The sequence below is a fragment of the Rubritepida flocculans DSM 14296 genome (genome assembly GCF_000425365.1).
Classification (GTDB): Bacteria; Pseudomonadota; Alphaproteobacteria; order Acetobacterales; family Acetobacteraceae; genus Roseococcus; species Roseococcus flocculans.
This window is the reverse complement of record NZ_AUDH01000003.1, coordinates 104,323-118,906: the sequence shown is the minus strand read 5'-3', so window position 1 is coordinate 118,906 and position 14,584 is coordinate 104,323. Positions and strand designations below refer to the sequence as shown.

At 72.3% G+C, this 14,584-nt stretch carries 17 protein-coding genes; 16 read left to right on the top strand and 1 reads right to left on the bottom strand.

The window, feature by feature from the left end:
- Window positions 1–456: a Fur family transcriptional regulator gene (locus H596_RS0104660; protein ID WP_051212393.1), complete on the bottom strand. Its 456-nt coding sequence runs from the start codon at window positions 454–456 to the stop codon at window positions 1–3.
- 45 nt (window positions 457–501) lie between these two features.
- On the opposite strand from H596_RS0104660, the gene hisI reads away from it, so the two are divergent.
- The 16 genes from hisI (at window position 502) to pufC (ending at window position 14,514) form a co-directional block, all read left to right on the top strand.
- The gene (hisI, locus tag H596_RS0104655; protein WP_027283910.1) at window positions 502–930 is read left to right on the top strand and encodes a phosphoribosyl-AMP cyclohydrolase; all 429 of its coding nucleotides are present in this window, start codon (window positions 502–504) and stop codon (window positions 928–930) included.
- A complete protein-coding gene (locus H596_RS0104650; RefSeq protein ID WP_027283909.1) occupies window positions 927–1,916 on the top strand; it encodes a CobW family GTP-binding protein in 990 nt (329 codons plus the stop codon). The genes hisI and H596_RS0104650 overlap by 4 nt, the downstream gene beginning before the upstream one ends.
- The gene (locus tag H596_RS0104645; RefSeq protein WP_027283908.1) at window positions 1,913–2,503 is read left to right on the top strand and encodes a GNAT family N-acetyltransferase; all 591 of its coding nucleotides are present in this window, start codon (window positions 1,913–1,915) and stop codon (window positions 2,501–2,503) included. Before H596_RS0104650 ends, H596_RS0104645 begins: the two co-directional genes overlap by 4 nt.
- Window positions 2,500–3,384, top strand: coding sequence for a nitrilase-related carbon-nitrogen hydrolase (locus H596_RS0104640; protein ID WP_027283907.1), 885 nt, complete (start codon window positions 2,500–2,502; stop codon window positions 3,382–3,384). Before H596_RS0104645 ends, H596_RS0104640 begins: the two co-directional genes overlap by 4 nt.
- Entirely contained in the window at window positions 3,381–4,505 is a 1,125-nt protein-coding gene (gene lpxB, locus H596_RS0104635; protein ID WP_027283906.1) for a lipid-A-disaccharide synthase, read from the top strand. Before H596_RS0104640 ends, lpxB begins: the two co-directional genes overlap by 4 nt.
- A 106-nt stretch (window positions 4,506–4,611) precedes the next feature.
- Window positions 4,612–4,962 (top strand): hypothetical protein, encoded by a 351-nt coding sequence (locus H596_RS0104630; protein ID WP_156910033.1) that lies wholly within the window; start codon window positions 4,612–4,614, stop codon window positions 4,960–4,962.
- A 121-nt stretch (window positions 4,963–5,083) separates the two neighbouring features.
- A complete protein-coding gene (locus H596_RS0104625; protein ID WP_027283904.1) occupies window positions 5,084–5,944 on the top strand; it encodes a polyprenyl synthetase family protein in 861 nt (286 codons plus the stop codon).
- A gap of 106 nt (window positions 5,945–6,050) precedes the next feature.
- Complete coding sequence (gene bchC / locus H596_RS0104620; RefSeq protein ID WP_027283903.1) at window positions 6,051–6,980, top strand: chlorophyll synthesis pathway protein BchC; 930 nt, start codon at window positions 6,051–6,053, stop codon at window positions 6,978–6,980.
- Window positions 6,977–7,954 carry a chlorophyllide a reductase iron protein subunit X gene (locus tag H596_RS0104615; RefSeq protein ID WP_027283902.1) on the top strand — a complete coding sequence of 326 codons (978 nt, stop codon included), beginning with the start codon at window positions 6,977–6,979 and terminating at the stop codon, window positions 7,952–7,954. The genes bchC and H596_RS0104615 overlap by 4 nt, the downstream gene beginning before the upstream one ends.
- 8 nt (window positions 7,955–7,962) lie before the next feature.
- A complete protein-coding gene (bchY, locus tag H596_RS0104610; protein WP_027283901.1) occupies window positions 7,963–9,471 on the top strand; it encodes a chlorophyllide a reductase subunit Y in 1,509 nt (502 codons plus the stop codon).
- A gap of 3 nt (window positions 9,472–9,474) precedes the next feature.
- Window positions 9,475–10,917 carry a chlorophyllide a reductase subunit Z gene (gene bchZ / locus H596_RS0104605; RefSeq protein ID WP_027283900.1) on the top strand — a complete coding sequence of 481 codons (1,443 nt, stop codon included), beginning with the start codon at window positions 9,475–9,477 and terminating at the stop codon, window positions 10,915–10,917.
- Window positions 10,918–11,053: 136 nt separating this feature from the next.
- Window positions 11,054–11,242 carry a M14 family metallopeptidase gene (locus tag H596_RS20080; protein ID WP_037300035.1) on the top strand — a complete coding sequence of 63 codons (189 nt, stop codon included), beginning with the start codon at window positions 11,054–11,056 and terminating at the stop codon, window positions 11,240–11,242.
- A gap of 65 nt (window positions 11,243–11,307) precedes the next feature.
- A complete protein-coding gene (gene pufA / locus H596_RS20075; RefSeq protein ID WP_037300033.1) occupies window positions 11,308–11,502 on the top strand; it encodes a light-harvesting antenna LH1, alpha subunit in 195 nt (64 codons plus the stop codon).
- A gap of 117 nt (window positions 11,503–11,619) precedes the next feature.
- Window positions 11,620–12,444, top strand: coding sequence for a photosynthetic reaction center subunit L (gene pufL / locus H596_RS0104590; RefSeq protein ID WP_027283899.1), 825 nt, complete (start codon window positions 11,620–11,622; stop codon window positions 12,442–12,444).
- A 17-nt stretch (window positions 12,445–12,461) separates the two neighbouring features.
- On the top strand, window positions 12,462–13,421 hold the full coding sequence (gene pufM / locus H596_RS0104585; protein WP_037300031.1) for a photosynthetic reaction center subunit M: 960 nt from the start codon (window positions 12,462–12,464) through the stop codon (window positions 13,419–13,421).
- Window positions 13,422–13,434: 13 nt separating this feature from the next.
- Entirely contained in the window at window positions 13,435–14,514 is a 1,080-nt protein-coding gene (gene pufC / locus H596_RS0104580; protein ID WP_051212390.1) for a photosynthetic reaction center cytochrome PufC, read from the top strand.
- Window positions 14,515–14,584 lie beyond the last annotated feature (70 nt).

The window sequence follows — 14,584 nt, the reverse complement described above, 5'->3', positions numbered from 1 at the left end:
TCACCCCGCGCAGCGCGCGCAGAGCCCCTCCAGCTCCACCGTCATGCGCTGCACCCGGAAGCCCGCGCGCGCGGCGGCGGCCTCCAGCGCATGGGCGGCGGCGTGGTCGGCGATCTCGGTCGTGCCGCCGCAGCGGCGGCAGATCAGGAACTGGTGCGGGTGGTCGTGCTCGCCCGGGGCGTGGGCGTGCCCGGCCTCGACGCAGGGGAGAAAGGCGTTCAGCCGCTCGAGCTTGTGGATCAGCCCCTGCTCCAGCAGGAAATCGAGCGCGCGATAGACGGTGGGCGGGGCCGCGCCGCCGCGCTCGGCCTTGAGCTGGTCGAGCAGCGCATAGGCGCCCACCGGCTGCTCGGCGGCCAGCACCAGGCGCAGCACCTGCCGGCGCAGCGGCGTGAGCTGCGCCCCGCGCGCCGCGCACAGCGCCGCCGCCCGATCGAGCATCGCCTCCATGTCCATCCCGGCTCTCACCCTGCTTTCGGCTCTCCCTTATACTCCGACGCCATGACCGACACCCCCTCCCCCCTGCCGCTCGCCGATCCCGCGGCGCGCGCGCGCGTGCTGGACGCGGTGCGCTTCGACCTGCGCGGCCTCGTGCCCGCCATCGCCCAGCAGCACGACACGGGGGAGGTGCTGATGCTGGCCTGGATGAACCGCGACTCCCTGGAGGAGACGCTTGCCACCGGCCGCGCCTGCTATTTCAGCCGCAGCCGCGGCGGGCTCTGGCGCAAGGGCGAGAGCTCGGGCCAGGTGCAGCGCGTGCTCGACCTGCGCCTCGACTGCGACGGCGATGCGCTGCTGCTGCTGGTGGACCAGGCGGGGGTGGCCTGCCACACCGGCCGGCGCTCCTGCTTCTTCCTCGCCCCGCGCGGCGAGGGGCTCGCGGAGATCGCGGCCCCCCTCGTCAGCCCCGAGGAGCTCTACGGCGCATGACGCCGCTCACCCTGCTCACGGGCTTCCTCGGCGCGGGCAAGACCACGCTGCTCAACCGCCTGCTGCGCGACCCCGCGCTGGAAGGCTGCGCCGTGCTGGTCAACGAGTTCGGCGAGATCGGGCTCGACCACCTCTTCGTCGAGGCGCTGGAGGGCGATGCGGTGCTGCTCGCCTCGGGCTGCCTCTGCTGCACCATCCGCGGCGACCTCTCCCGCGCGCTGCGCGACCTCGCCGCCCGCGGCCGGCCCTTCCGCCGCGTGGTGGTGGAGACGACGGGCCTCGCCGACCCCGCGCCCATCCTGCACACCCTGATGCGCGACCCGCTGCTGCTGCGCGACTACGCGCTGGACGGGGTGGTGACGGTGGTGGACGCGACAGCCGGCATGGCGAGCCTCGACGCGCATGAGGAGGCGCGCCGCCAGGCGGCCGTGGCCGATCTGCTGCTGATCAGCAAGACCGACCTCGCGGACCCCGCGCCGCTCGCCGCGCGGCTCGCGGCGCTGAACCCGGTCGCGCGGATCGCCGATGCGCGCGAGGTGCGGGCGGAGGCGCTGCTGGGCCTCGGCCCCTTCTCGGCCGAGGGCAAGGCGGAGAGCATCGCCGCCTGGATCGACGGCGCGGGCGCCGCGCACCACCATCACGATCACCACCATCGCCACGACCCGAACCGGCACGACGCGCGCATCCGCGCGCTCTGCCTGCGTTTCGACGCGCCCCTGCCCTGGGAGGGTGTCGCGGGCTATCTCGAGATGATGGCGATGACCCAGGGCGCGCGGCTGCTGCGGGTGAAGGGCGTCCTGGACGTCCGGGGCGAGGCGCTGCCCGTCGTGGTGCATGGCGTGCAGCACAGCTTCCACCCGCCGCGCCGCCTGCCCGCCTGGCCGGCGGATGCGCCGCGCGGCTCGCGCCTCGTCTTCATCCTGCAGGATCTGGAGCCCGCCGTGGTGGAACAGGGCCTGCGCGCCTTCCTGGAGGCCGCCGCGTGAGCATCGCCATCGAGACCGTCACGGGCGCGGCGCTGCTGCCCCATGTCCCCGCCCTCTCGCGGCTGCGCGCGGAGGTCTTCGCCGAATGGCCCTACCTCTACGACGCCGATCCGGCGGAGGAGGCGAAGTACATGGCGCACTACGCCGACGATCCGCGCGCGGCCATTGTGCTCGCGAAGGACGGCGGGGAGGTGGTGGGCGCGGCCTCCGCCCAGCCCATGGCGAGCACCCATCCCGAGGTGCGGGCCGCCTTCCTCGAGGCCGGGCTCGATCCGGGGGAATGGTGCTATTTCGGCGAATCCGTGCTGCGCGCCCCCTGGCGCGGGCAGGGCGTCGGCGTGCGTTTCTTCGAGGCGCGCGAGGCCCACGCCCGCGCGCTGGGCTTCGCGAAGGCCTGCTTCTGCGCCGTGATCCGCAACGCGAACGACCCGCGCAAGCCCGCCGGCTACGCGCCGCTCGACGCGTTCTGGCGGCGGCGCGGCTATCTCCACCAGCCCACCCTCACCTGCCTGTTCCGCTGGCGCGAGCACGGGGATTCCTTCGAGACGCCCCATCTCCTCTCCTTCTGGACGAAGAGCCTCGCGTGAGCCCGCTCACCCTCGCCTGCCTCGCCTGGCCCGTGGAGCCGCTCGGCTCCGTCTCCGCCTTCGCCGCGAAGCTCGACGGCTTCTGCGCCGAGGCCAGGGCGGGCGGGGCCGATCTGCTGCTCGCCCCCGAATACGCCTGCGTGGAGCTCGGCGCCGCGCTCGCCGGCAACCGCTCGGCCGATGAGGCGAGCGAGCTGCACGCCATGGTGGCCGCGAGCGGCGAGGTGCTGGAGGCGATGCGCGCCGCCGCGCGCCGGCACCGCCTCTGGCTTCAGCCCGGCACGCTGCCCATGGCCGATGGCGGCAGGGTGGTGAACCGCGCGCCGCTCATCGCGCCCGACGGCCGCCTCGCCATGCAGGAGAAGCGGCAGATGACGCGCTTCGAGAGCGAGCGCTGGGGCGTCTCGCCGGGCGCGCCGCCCAGCGTCTTCCCCACGCCCTGGGGGCTGATCGGCATCGCCATCTGCTACGATGCCGAGTTCCCGAAGCTCGTGCGCGCGCAGGTGGAGGCGGGCGCATGGCTGGTGCTGGTGCCCACCTGCACCGACACGGCGCACGGCTTCCAGCGCGTGCGCATCGCCGCGCGCGCCCGCGCCATGGAGAACCAGTGCTTCGTGGCCGTGGCGCCGACCGTGGGCGGCTTCGCGGCCTCCGCGGCGCTCGACCAGAACCACGGCGCGGCCGGGATCTTCGGCCCCGTGGACCGCGGCTTCCGCGAGGACGGCGTGATCGCGGAGGGCGGCTACGACGCGCCCGGCCTCGTGCTCGCGCGGCTGGATCCCGCGCGGATCGAGGCGGTGCGCGCCGATGGCGCGGTGCGCAACCACCGCGACTGGCCGCGCGCCTCCATCCCGCGCCCAGAGCCCGCGGCCTTCGCGTGAGCCTGATCTACCTCGTCGCGGGCGAGGCCTCGGGCGACATCCTCGGCGCACGGCTGATGGCGGCGCTGCGCGCGCGCGCGCCCGGGCTCGAGTTCGCCGGGCTGGGCGGCGAGCGCATGGCCGAACAGGGCCTGCAGAGCCTGTTTCCCATCCGCGAGCTCGCGCTCATGGGGCTGCTCGAGGTGCTGCCCAGCCTGCGCCGCCTCGCGCGCCGGCTGGAGGAGACGGCACAGGACATCGCGCGCCGCGCGCCGCGCCTCGTCGTCACCATCGACAGCCCGGGCTTCACCCTGCGCCTCGCCGCGCGGGTGAAGGCGATGGGGATTCCGGTCGTGCACTACGTCGCCCCGCAGATCTGGGCCTGGCGGCCGGGGCGGGTGCGGAAGATCGCGCGGCGGGTGGACCGCATCCTCGCCCTGCTGCCCTTCGAGGCGCCGCTCTTCGAGGCGGCGGGCATTCCCGTCAGCTTCGTCGGCCACCCGATCCTGGAGAGCGAGGCGGCGCGCGGCGATGCGGCGCGCTGCCCGCTGCCCGGGCGGGGGCTCGTCGTCATGCCGGGCAGCCGGGCGGGCGAGGTCCGGCGCCTGCTGCCCGTCTTCGCCGAGACGGTGCGCGCCCTGCCCGGCGATGTCACGCCCGTCCTCGCGCTGGCCGGCACGGTGGAGGAGGCGGTGCGCGCCCGGGCCGAGGCCTTCGGGCGCCCGCTGCGCTTCGCCCGCACTCCGGCCGAGAAGGCGGACGCGATGGCGGCCGCGCGCGCGGGGCTCATCAAGTCCGGCACCTCCTCGCTGGAGGCCGCGGTGGCCGGGCTGCCGCATGTGGTGGCCTACCGGCTGAACCCCATCACCGCGGCGCTGGCGCGGCGGCTGATCCGCGTGCGCCATGTGAGCCTCGTGAACCTGCTCTGCGGGCGGGAGGTGGTGCCCGAGCTGCTCCAGCAGGACTGCACGCCGGCCGCGCTGGCGGCGGCGCTGCGGCCGCTGCTGGAGGGCGGCGCGGCGGCGGAGGCGCAGCGCGCCGGCTTCCGCGAGGCCCTGGCGCGGCTGGCCCCCCCTGCCGGCCGGCCGAGCGAGGCGGCGGCCGAGGCGGTGCTGGCGGAGCTCGAGCGGCGGCGGGAGTGATGCGCCCCCCCGCGTGCATGCCGCGTGCGGATTCTCCCGCGCGGGTTGGTGGGAGGCCGCCCGCGCCACGCTATCTTCCTTCGCGCCGATGCCCGGAGGAGGACGCATGCGCGCTGCCCTATTGTCCCTGGTGCTGGTGCTGGCCCTGGCCCCGCTCATGGCCGGCGCGCAGCCGCGCCCCGCGGCGAACGACGCGACCGGGGTGCCGAGCTGCGACGAGCAGGTGCGGTTGTGGCGCCAGTGCATCGACGTCTCCAACAAGACTCCGGCGGAAAAGGCGGCGGCGCATGGCGAGGTGAACCGCTTCATCAACGATGTCCGCCGCGCCACGGACGCGAACAAGCGCGGCCTCGCGCAGGCCTGCGTGGGCGGCGCGAACGGCTATCGCCGGATGCTGGAGGACGGGAGCTGCCAGCGCGGCACCACGGGCGCCTTCGACGATGTGCGGCGGCGCTGAGGGCCTCCGGCCGCAGCCTCCGCACCGGGCGTCGGCAACATCCGACCAAAATGGATGTCTATTTTAGCTGACAGTCTCCCCCGTCAGATGGCATCATGGAGCTCTGAAGGGAGAGACCTCCATGGACGCCATTGCGCGCATCGAGCGGAGCCTGACCGAGGCCCTCCAGCCAGGGCCCACCCCGCCCCTGCTCAGCCTTGCGATGAGCCATGCGGTCTTCCCCGGCGGCGCGCGCATCCGCCCGCGGCTGTGCCTCGCCGCGGCCGAAGCCTGCGGGGGCGATGACCCCGCTCTTGCGGACGCCACCGCCGCGGCGATCGAGCTGCTGCACTGCGCCTCTCTGGTGCATGACGACATGCCCGCCTTCGACGACGCGGCCACGCGCCGCGGCCGGCTCACCGTCCACAAGGCCTATGGCGAGCCGCTGGCGCTGCTGGCTGGCGATGCGCTGATCGTCCTGGCCTTCCAGCACGTGCTGCGCTGCCCCGCCGCGCATCGGGAGCGGGTGGCCACCGTGCTCGGCATCGTCGCGGAGGCGGTGGGCACGCCGCTCGGCATCGTCGCCGGCCAGGCCTGGGAATGCGAGCCGCGCGTGGATGTCTCGGCCTATCACCGCGCCAAGACGGCCGCGCTCTTCGCCGGGGCCAGCATGGCCGGGGCGGCCGCCGCCGGAGGGCCCGTCGAGGCCTGGCGCGCCGTGGGCGAGCGGCTGGGCGAGGCCTACCAGGTGGCGGACGACATCGCCGATGCGCTCGCCGCCGCCGAGGAGTTCGGCAAGCCGGTGGGGCAGGACGCGGCGCATGGCCGGCCGAGCGCGGTGCGCGAGCTGGGCCTGCGCGGCGCGGTGGCGCGGCTGGAAGCCCTGGCGGATTCGGCCGCCGCCGCCGTGCCCGCCTGTCCCGGGCGGGAGCAGCTCGGCGCGCTGATCCGCCGCGAGGCCCGGCGGCTGCTGCCCAGGAGTCTTCCCGTCACGGCCACCTGACGCCGCGGGCGCTGGAGGGCCGATCTCCGTCCGGAATGTCCATTTTGCTTGACAGTTTTGCGCGTCTCCTTAGATTGATTTCTGATTCCCGAGGAAACACCACCCGATGGACACGATCGCCGTGATCCTCACCGAGCCGGAACAGCTCCGGCTGGAGCGCGTGGCCCTCCTGCCCCCGGGCGAGGAGGATGTGGTGGTGGATGTGGAGTGGTCCGGCATCTCCACCGGCACCGAGAAGCTGCTCTGGAGCGGGCGGATGCCGCACTTCCCGGGCATGGGCTATCCGCTGGTGCCGGGCTACGAGAGCGTGGGCCGCGTCGTCGCTGCGGGCGCCGCCTCGGGCCGCAGCGTGGGCAGCCGGGTGTTCATCCCCGGCTCGCGGGGCTTCAAGGATGTGCGCGGCCTGTTCGGCGGCGCGGCCCGGCGGCTGGTCGCGCCCGGCCGCCGCGTGGTGCCGGTGGACGAGGCGCTGGGCGAACGCGCGGTGCTGCTGGCGCTGGCCGCCACCGCCTGCCACGCCATCCTCGACCATCCGCCCGAGCTCATCGTGGGGCATGGCGTGCTGGGCCGGCTGCTCGCGCGCATCACCCTGGCCATGGGCGCGCCCGCGCCCACCGTGTGGGAGGCGAACGCCGCCCGCGCCGGCGGCGCCGAGGGCTATACGGTCACCACCGCCGAGGCCGACCAGCGCCGCGACTACGCGCGCATCTGCGACGCCAGCGGCGACGCCGCGCTGCTCGATGCGCTCATCGCCCGCCTCGCGCCGCAGGGCGAGATCACCCTCGCGGGGTTCTACGACCGACTCTCCTTCGCCTTCGCACCCGCCTTCATGCGCGAGGCGCGGCTGCGCATCGCCGCCGAATGGACCCCGGCCGACATGGCGGCGCTGCGCGCCCTGCTCGACGCCGGGCGCCTCTCCCTCGACGGGCTGATCACCCACCGCGAGCCGGCGATGGCCGCGCCCGCCGCCTATCGCACCGCCTTCGGCGATGCCACCTGCCTGAAGATGGTTCTCGACTGGAGGAAGTCCGAATGAACGCCCTGCCCGGGAACATGCAGCCTTCCAGCGAGGGCGCGAGCGGCGCCGAGCCCGCCGCGCCCGCGAAGAGGACGCAGATCGTCGCGATCTACGGCAAGGGCGGCATCGGCAAATCCTTCACTCTGGCCAACCTCAGCTACATGATGGCGCAGCAGGGCAAGCGCGTGCTGCTCATCGGCTGCGACCCGAAGAGCGACACCACCTCGCTGCTCTTCGGCGGCCGCTCCACGCCCACCATCATCGAGACCTCCTCGCGCAAGAAGGCCGCCGGCGAGCCGGTCGCGATCGGCGATGTCTGCTTCAAGCGCGACGGCGTCTTCGCCATGGAACTCGGCGGGCCGGAAGTGGGCCGCGGCTGCGGCGGACGCGGCATCATCCACGGCTTCGAGACGCTGGAGAAGCTCGGCTTCCACGACTGGGACTTCGACTACGTGCTGCTCGACTTCCTGGGCGACGTGGTCTGCGGCGGCTTCGGCCTGCCGATCGCGCGCGACATGTGCCAGAAGGTCATCGTCGTCGGCTCGAACGACCTGCAGTCCCTCTACGTCGCGAACAACGTCTGCTCGGCCGTCGAGTACTTCCGCAAGCTCGGCGGCAATGTCGGCGTGGCCGGCATGGTGGTGAACAAGGACGACGGCACCGGCGAGGCCGCGGCCTTCGCCGCCGCCGCGGGCATCCCCGTGCTCGCCTCCATCCCCGCGCACGAGGACATCCGCCGCAAATCCGCCTCCTACGAGATCGTCGGCACGCCGGATGGGCCCTGGGGCCCGCTCTTCGCGGGCCTTGCGGAGCAGGTCGCGAACGCGCCGCCGCTCAGGCCCACGCCGCTGTCGCAGGAGGCGCTGCTGAACCTCTTCAAGGGCGACGCGGTGGGGCGCGACGTGGTGCTCACCCCCGCCGCGATCGAGGACATGTGCGGGCCCGAGAAGCGCGCGAAGCCCTCGCTCGAGATCGTCTACGAGGGGGTGTGAGGCGGCGCATGGACACCCTGCCGCCCTCCGCGCCCTCCCCCTCCGCCGAGGCCGGCTGCCATGCCGGCCGCGAGACCATGCAGGCCGCCGCGCGCGCCGCCGGCAAGACCGAGGCGATGGACCGGCTGATGGCCGATTATCCGCGCGGCCCGCACGACCAGCCGCAGAGCATGTGCCCCGCCTTCGGTTCGCTGCGCGTGGGCCTGCGCATGCGGCGCGTGGCGACCATCCTCTCGGGCAGCGCCTGCTGCGTCTATGGCCTGACCTTCACGAGCCACTTCTACGGCGCGAAGCGCAGCGTGGGCTATGTGCCCTTCAACTCGGAAACCCTCGTCACCGGCAAGCTGTTCGAGGACATCCGCGAGGCGGTGATCGCGACCGCGAAGCCCGAGGACTACGACGCGGTCGTCGTCACCAATCTCTGCGTGCCCACGGCATCCGGCGTGCCGCTCGATCTCCTCCCCCGGCAGATCAACGGCGTGCGGATCATCGGCATCGACGTGCCGGGCTTCGGCGTGCCGACGCATGCGGAAGCCAAGGACGTGCTGACCGGCGCGATGCTGCGCTACGCACGGCAGGAGGCCGAGCAGGGCCCCGTCGCGCGGCCGCGCAGCCTGGTCGAAGGCCGCGCGGTGACCCTGATCGGCGAGTTGTTTCCCGCCGACCCCGTGGCCATCGGCCAGCTCCTCGCGCCCATGGGCCTCGCCGCCGGCGCGCAGGCGCCCTGCCGCGAGTGGCGCGACCTCTACGCCGCGCTGGACGGCGTGGCGGTCGCCGCGCTGCACCCCTTCTACACCGCGAGCGTGCGCGAGTTCGTGGCGGCCGGGCGGCCCGTGGTCGGCTCCGGCCCGGTCGGCGTGGAGGGGACGGCGGCGTGGATGGAGGCCATCGGCCGCGCCGCCGAGGTGCCGGAAGCGATGCGCGACGCCGCCCGCCAGGCCGTGCTGCCCGCGATCCGCGCGCAGCTCGAGAAGAACGCCATCGCCGCGCGCATCACCGTCTCCGGCTACGAGGGCAGCGAGCTGCTGGTGGCGCGGCTGCTGATCGAGGCGGGCGCGGAGGTGCCCTATGTCGGCACCGCCTGCCCGCGCACCGAGTGGAGCGCCGCGGATGCGGAGTGGCTGAACGCCCATGGCTGCCACGTGCAGTTCCGCGCCTCGCTGGAGCAGGACATCGCGGCGATGAAGGAGGCGAAGCCCGATCTCGCCCTCGGCACCACGCCGCTCGTGCAGAAGGCGAAGGAGATGGGCTGGCCCGCCCTCTACTTCACCAACATGGTTAGCGCCCGGCCGCTCTTCGGCATCATGGGCGCGGGCTCCATGGCGGGCATCGTGGCGGCGCAGACGCGCGGGCGCGAGCGCTTCGCCCGCATGGTGGGCTTCTTCGAGGGCGTGGGCAGCGCCGACCGCGCGGGCTACGGCTTCCGCGACAAGCCCGAGGATCCACCGGGCTTCCGCGAGCGGATGCGCAAGCTGCGCGCCGCCCGCGCCAAGGCCGAAGAAGCGGTGGGGAGCTGAGCCATGCTCGTCCTCGACCATGACCGCGCCGGCGGATACTGGGGCGCCATCTACGCCTTCTCGGCCGTGCGCGGCCTGCGCGTGGTGATCGACGGCCCGGTGGGCTGCGAGAACCTGCCTGTCACCGCGGTGCTGCACTACACCGACGCGCTGCCGCCGCACGAGTTGCCCATCGTCGTCACCGGGATCGACGAGGACGCGATGAGCAAGGACGGCACGGAGGGGCTGCTGCGCCGCGCCGCCGGCACCCAGGATCCCGATCTGCCCGCCGTGGTCGTCACCGGCTCGATCGCCGAGATGATCGGCGGCGGGGTGACGCCGCAGGGCTCGAACCTGCAGCGCTTCATCTGCCGCACCATCGACGAGGACCAGTGGCAGGCGGCCGACCGCGCCATCATGTGGCTGTGGAACGAGTTCGGCGCGCGCGGGCGAAAGGTGCGCGCGCGCAACCCGAAGCTCGGCGAGAAGCCCCGCGTCAACATCATCGGGCCGATCTACGGCACCTTCAACATGCCCTCGGATCTCGCGGAGATCCGCCGCCTCGTCGAGGGCATCGGCTGCGAGGTGAACCTCGTCTTCCCGCTCGGCAGCCATGTGGAGGACATCCAGCGCCTGCCGGATGCGGACGTGAACATCTGCCTCTACCGCGAGTTCGGCCGGAAGCTCTGCGAGGCGCTGGAGCGGCCCTACCTGCAGGCGCCCATCGGCATGTTCGCGACCACGAACTTCCTGCGCACGCTGGGCGAGCTCACCGGGCTCGATCCCGAGCCCTTCATCGAGCGCGAGAAGCACACGACGCTGAAGCCCCTGTGGGATCTCTGGCGTTCGGTGACGCAGGACTTCTTCGCCTCCGCGCCCTATTCGGTGGTGGCCAACCACACCTACAGCTTCGGCCTCAGGCAGTTCCTCACCGAGGAGCTCGGCATCCCCTGCGCGTACAGCGCCGCGCGCAAGCCCGGAGAGAAACCGCAGAACGACGCCACGCGCGCGGCGATGCACGGCAACCCGGGCCTCGTCGTCTTCGGCAGCTTCAACGAGCGCATGTACCTGGCCGAGGCGGGAAAGAAGACGGCCTACATCCCCGCGAGCTTCCCCGGCGCCATCATCCGCCGCGCCACGGGCACGCCCTTCATGGGCTACGCGGGCGCGACCTACATCGTGCAGGAATACTGCAACGCGCTGTTCGACGCGCTGTTCCACATCCTTCCGCTCGGGACCGAGCTCGACAAGGTGGCGGCCACGCCGGCCCGCCCCGCCGACATCTGGGAGCCCGAGGCCCAGGCGCTGCTCGATGCGCGGGTGGAGCGCGAGCCCTTCCTCATCCGCATCTCGGCCGCCAAGCGCCTGCGCGAGCAGGTGGAGCAGGCGGCGCGCGAGGCGGGCGAGGCGCGCGTCACGGCCGCGCGCGCGCGCGCGATCCTGGCGGCGGAGGCGCAGCCCGCATGAGCGCGCGCCCCGCCCATCTCCCTGCCCGCCCGGCATGCCCGGGCAGACAGAGGTGCGTGGCCTCTCGCGCCACGCACATCCCTGCTGCGCGGGAGTTGCGCGGTAACGGGCCGAAAGGCCGAATGGAGGTCAACTGATGGCCGATGTGAGTGCGAGGACGGGCCTGACCGAGCCCGAAGCCCGCGAGGTCCACCGCCTCGTGATGCAGGGCTGGATCTTTTCGGTGTTCGCGTCGATGGGCGCGCACATCCTGGTCTGGCTGTGGCGTCCGCTGGTCTACGGGTCGCAGGTCGTCCCGCCGGACTGGCGCTTCTTCATCAACTGAGGGATGCGGTCCGGCGGCGCGAGCCGTCGGCCCGCCCCTCCTTTCCAGGAAAGGAGATCAACCCAGTGCACAAGATCTGGATGGTGTCGAACCCCTTGCGCCTCGGCATCCTCGGCGCCGTGGGCGTGATGGCGATCGCGCTCGTGATCCATTTCGTCGTGCTGTCCTCGCCGCGCTACTGCGACCACCTCGGCTGGTGTGCCGGGTCGGTCACGTACACGACGGGACAGCCCGTGCAGCGGACCCCGGCCGGCCGCTAGCGCGGGCCGCGCCGCGCCGCGGCGGCGGAGGGGCCGGGGCTTGCCCTTCCCTCCGCCGTCGCGGATCGCGACGCGCCGCAGCCGGTCAACGCCGAGCCCCCACAGGAGCATCAAGCCATGGCGATGCTGACTTTCGAAGCCAAGTACCGCGTCCGGGGCGGCACCCTCGTCGGAGGGAACCTGTTCGACTTCTGGGTCGGCCCCTTCTACGTGGGCTTCTTCGGCGTCACGACGTTCTTCTTCACGCTCGTCGGCGTCTCCCTGATCCTCTACGGCGCGGCCATCGGCGGAACCTGGAATCCGTGGCTGATCAACATCGCCCCGCCGGATCTGAGCTACGGCCTCAGGCTCGCGCCGCTGCGCGAGGGCGGGCTGTGGCAGCTCATCACCGTCTGCGCGCTCGGCGCCTTCCTCTCCTGGGCGTTCCGCCAGGCGGAGATCGCGCGCAAGCTCGGCATGGGGATGCACATTCCCTGGGCCTACGGCATGGCCGTCTTCGCCTACTTCACGCTGGTGGTGATCCGCCCCGTGCTGCTGGGCGCCTGGGGCCACGGCTTCCCCTACGGCATCTGGAGCCACCTCGATTGGGTGAGCAACGTGGGCTACCAGTTCCTGCACTTCCACTACAACCCGGCGCACATGATCGCGGTGACCTTCTTCTTCACCACGACGCTCGCGCTCTCGCTGCACGCCTCGCTCGTGCTCGCCGCGATCAACCCCAAGAAGGGCGAGCCGGTGAAGACGCCCGAGCACGAGAACACCTTCTACCGCGACTTCATCGGCTACTCGATCGGCACGCTGGGCATCCACCGGCTCGGCCTGTTCATCGCCCTTTCCGCCGGCTTCTGGAGCGCGGTGTGCATCGTCATCAGCGGCCCGTTCTGGACGCGCGGCTGGCCCGAGTGGTGGAACTGGTGGCTCCAGCTGCCGATCTGGAACTGAGCGGGAGGACGCGAACCATGGAATACCAGTTCCTCTTCACCCGCATCCAGCCGCACGGCCCCTCCTATCCGGGCGTGCCGCTGCCGGCGGACAACGACGCGCGCATCGGCAAGCCGCTGCACAGCCGCCTCCTCGGCCTCTTCGCGGATGCGCAGATCGGGCCGCTCTATCTCGGCACGCTCGGCTCGCTCTCGCTGCTGTGCGGCTTCATCGCGATCGAGATCATCGGGCTCAACATGCTGGCCTCGGTGAACTGGGATCCAGTGCAGTTCATCCGGCTGCTGCCATGGCTCGCGCTCGAGCCGCCTGGCCCGCAATGGGGGCTGCGCATCCCGCCTCTCAACGAGGGCGGATGGTGGCTGGCCGCGGGCTTCTTCCTCACGCTCTCCCTCTTCCTCTGGGCGGCGCGGGTGTGGCGGCGGGCCGATCAGCTCGGCCTCGGCCAGCACACCTTCTGGGCCTTCCTGGCCGCGATCTGGCTCTACCTGGTGCTGGGCTTCCTGCGCCCGCTCTGGATGGGCTCCTGGAGCGAGGCGGTGCCCTTCGGCATCTTCCCGCACCTCGACTGGACCGCCGCCTTCTCCATCCGCTACGGCAACCTCTTCTACAACCCGTTCCACGCCCTCTCGATCGTCTTCCTCTACGGCTCGACGCTGCTCTTCGCGATGCACGGGGCGACGATCCTCGCGGTCGCGCGCTTCGGCGGCGAGCGCGAGGTGGACCAGGCGATCGACCGCGGCACGGCGATGGAGCGCGCCGGCCTCTTCTGGCGCTGGACCATGGGCTTCAACGCCACCTCGGAGAGCATCCACCGCTGGGCCTGGTGGTTCGCGGTGCTCACCCCGCTCACCGGCGGCATCGGCATCCTGCTGACCGGCACCATCGTGGACAACTGGTACCTCTGGGCCATCGAGAAGCGTTTCGCACCCGAGTATCCGCAGGTGTGGGGCCCGATCCTCGACCCGGCGGCGCGGTGAGGAGGATCGAGCCATGAAGCCCGAATTCTACAGGACCTTCGGTTTCCTCTTCTGGACGGGCGTGGCGGCCATCGCAACCGCCGCCTTCCTGGTGGTGACCTTCGAGCGCCCCGGCACCACGGAGGTCCAGATGGGCTTCCGCGGAACGGCGATGGAGGTGGTGTACAACAACCGCAACCTGGACCGCATCCAGGCGCGCAACATCGTCCCCGCCGCCATCGAGCCCGCCGACCCCGAAGGGCCGCGCGCCTCGGAGGTGTTCGAGAACGTGCAGGTGCTCGGCCACCTCTCGGTGGAGCAGTTCAACCGGATCATGCAGGCCATGTCCGAGTGGATCTACCCCAACGAGAACCCGGCCGAGAGCTGCAACGGCTGCCACGTCCCCGGCAATTTCGCCGCCGAGGACATCTACACCAAGCATGTCGCGCGGCGGATGCTGCAGATGGTCCACACCATCAACAGCAGCTTCGCCAACCATGTGCAGAACACGGGCGTCACCTGCTACACCTGCCATCGCGGCCAGGCCGTGCCGGCCGCGGTGTGGTCGCAGGCGCCATCCAACGCGCCCGCCTCGCGCATGTGGCAGGTGGCGGGCGAGCAGAACCGGCCCGTGGCGGCCACCGGCTACGCCACGCTGCCCTCCGATCCCTTCACGCCCTATCTGCTGCGGGACGAGCCCATCCGTCACCAGTCGGAGACGGCGCGCGAGCGGAACAACAACGCAAGCATCATCCAGACCGAGTGGATCTACGGGCTGATGATGCACATGTCCACCTCGCTCGGCGTCAACTGCACCTTCTGCCACAACAGCCGCTCCTTCGCCTCGTGGGAGACGAGCACGCCGCAGCGCGTCACCGCCTGGCACGGCATCCGCATGGTGCGGGCCATCAACAACGACTACATCGAGCCGCTGCGCGAGCGCTTCCCGCCGCATCGCCTCGGCCCGCTCGGCGACACGCTGAAGGTGAACTGCACCACCTGCCACCAGGGCGTGTACCGCCCGCTCTACGGCGCGCCCATGCTCAGCGACTATCCGGAGCTGAACCCGCCGCCGCGCCGCGCGGAGGCCGCGTCGCAGCCGGCGCGCAACTGATCCGCCCCGCGCGGGCGCAGCCTCGAGGGGGGCGGAGGGCGAGGGCCTTCCGCCCCCTTCCCTTTTCGCC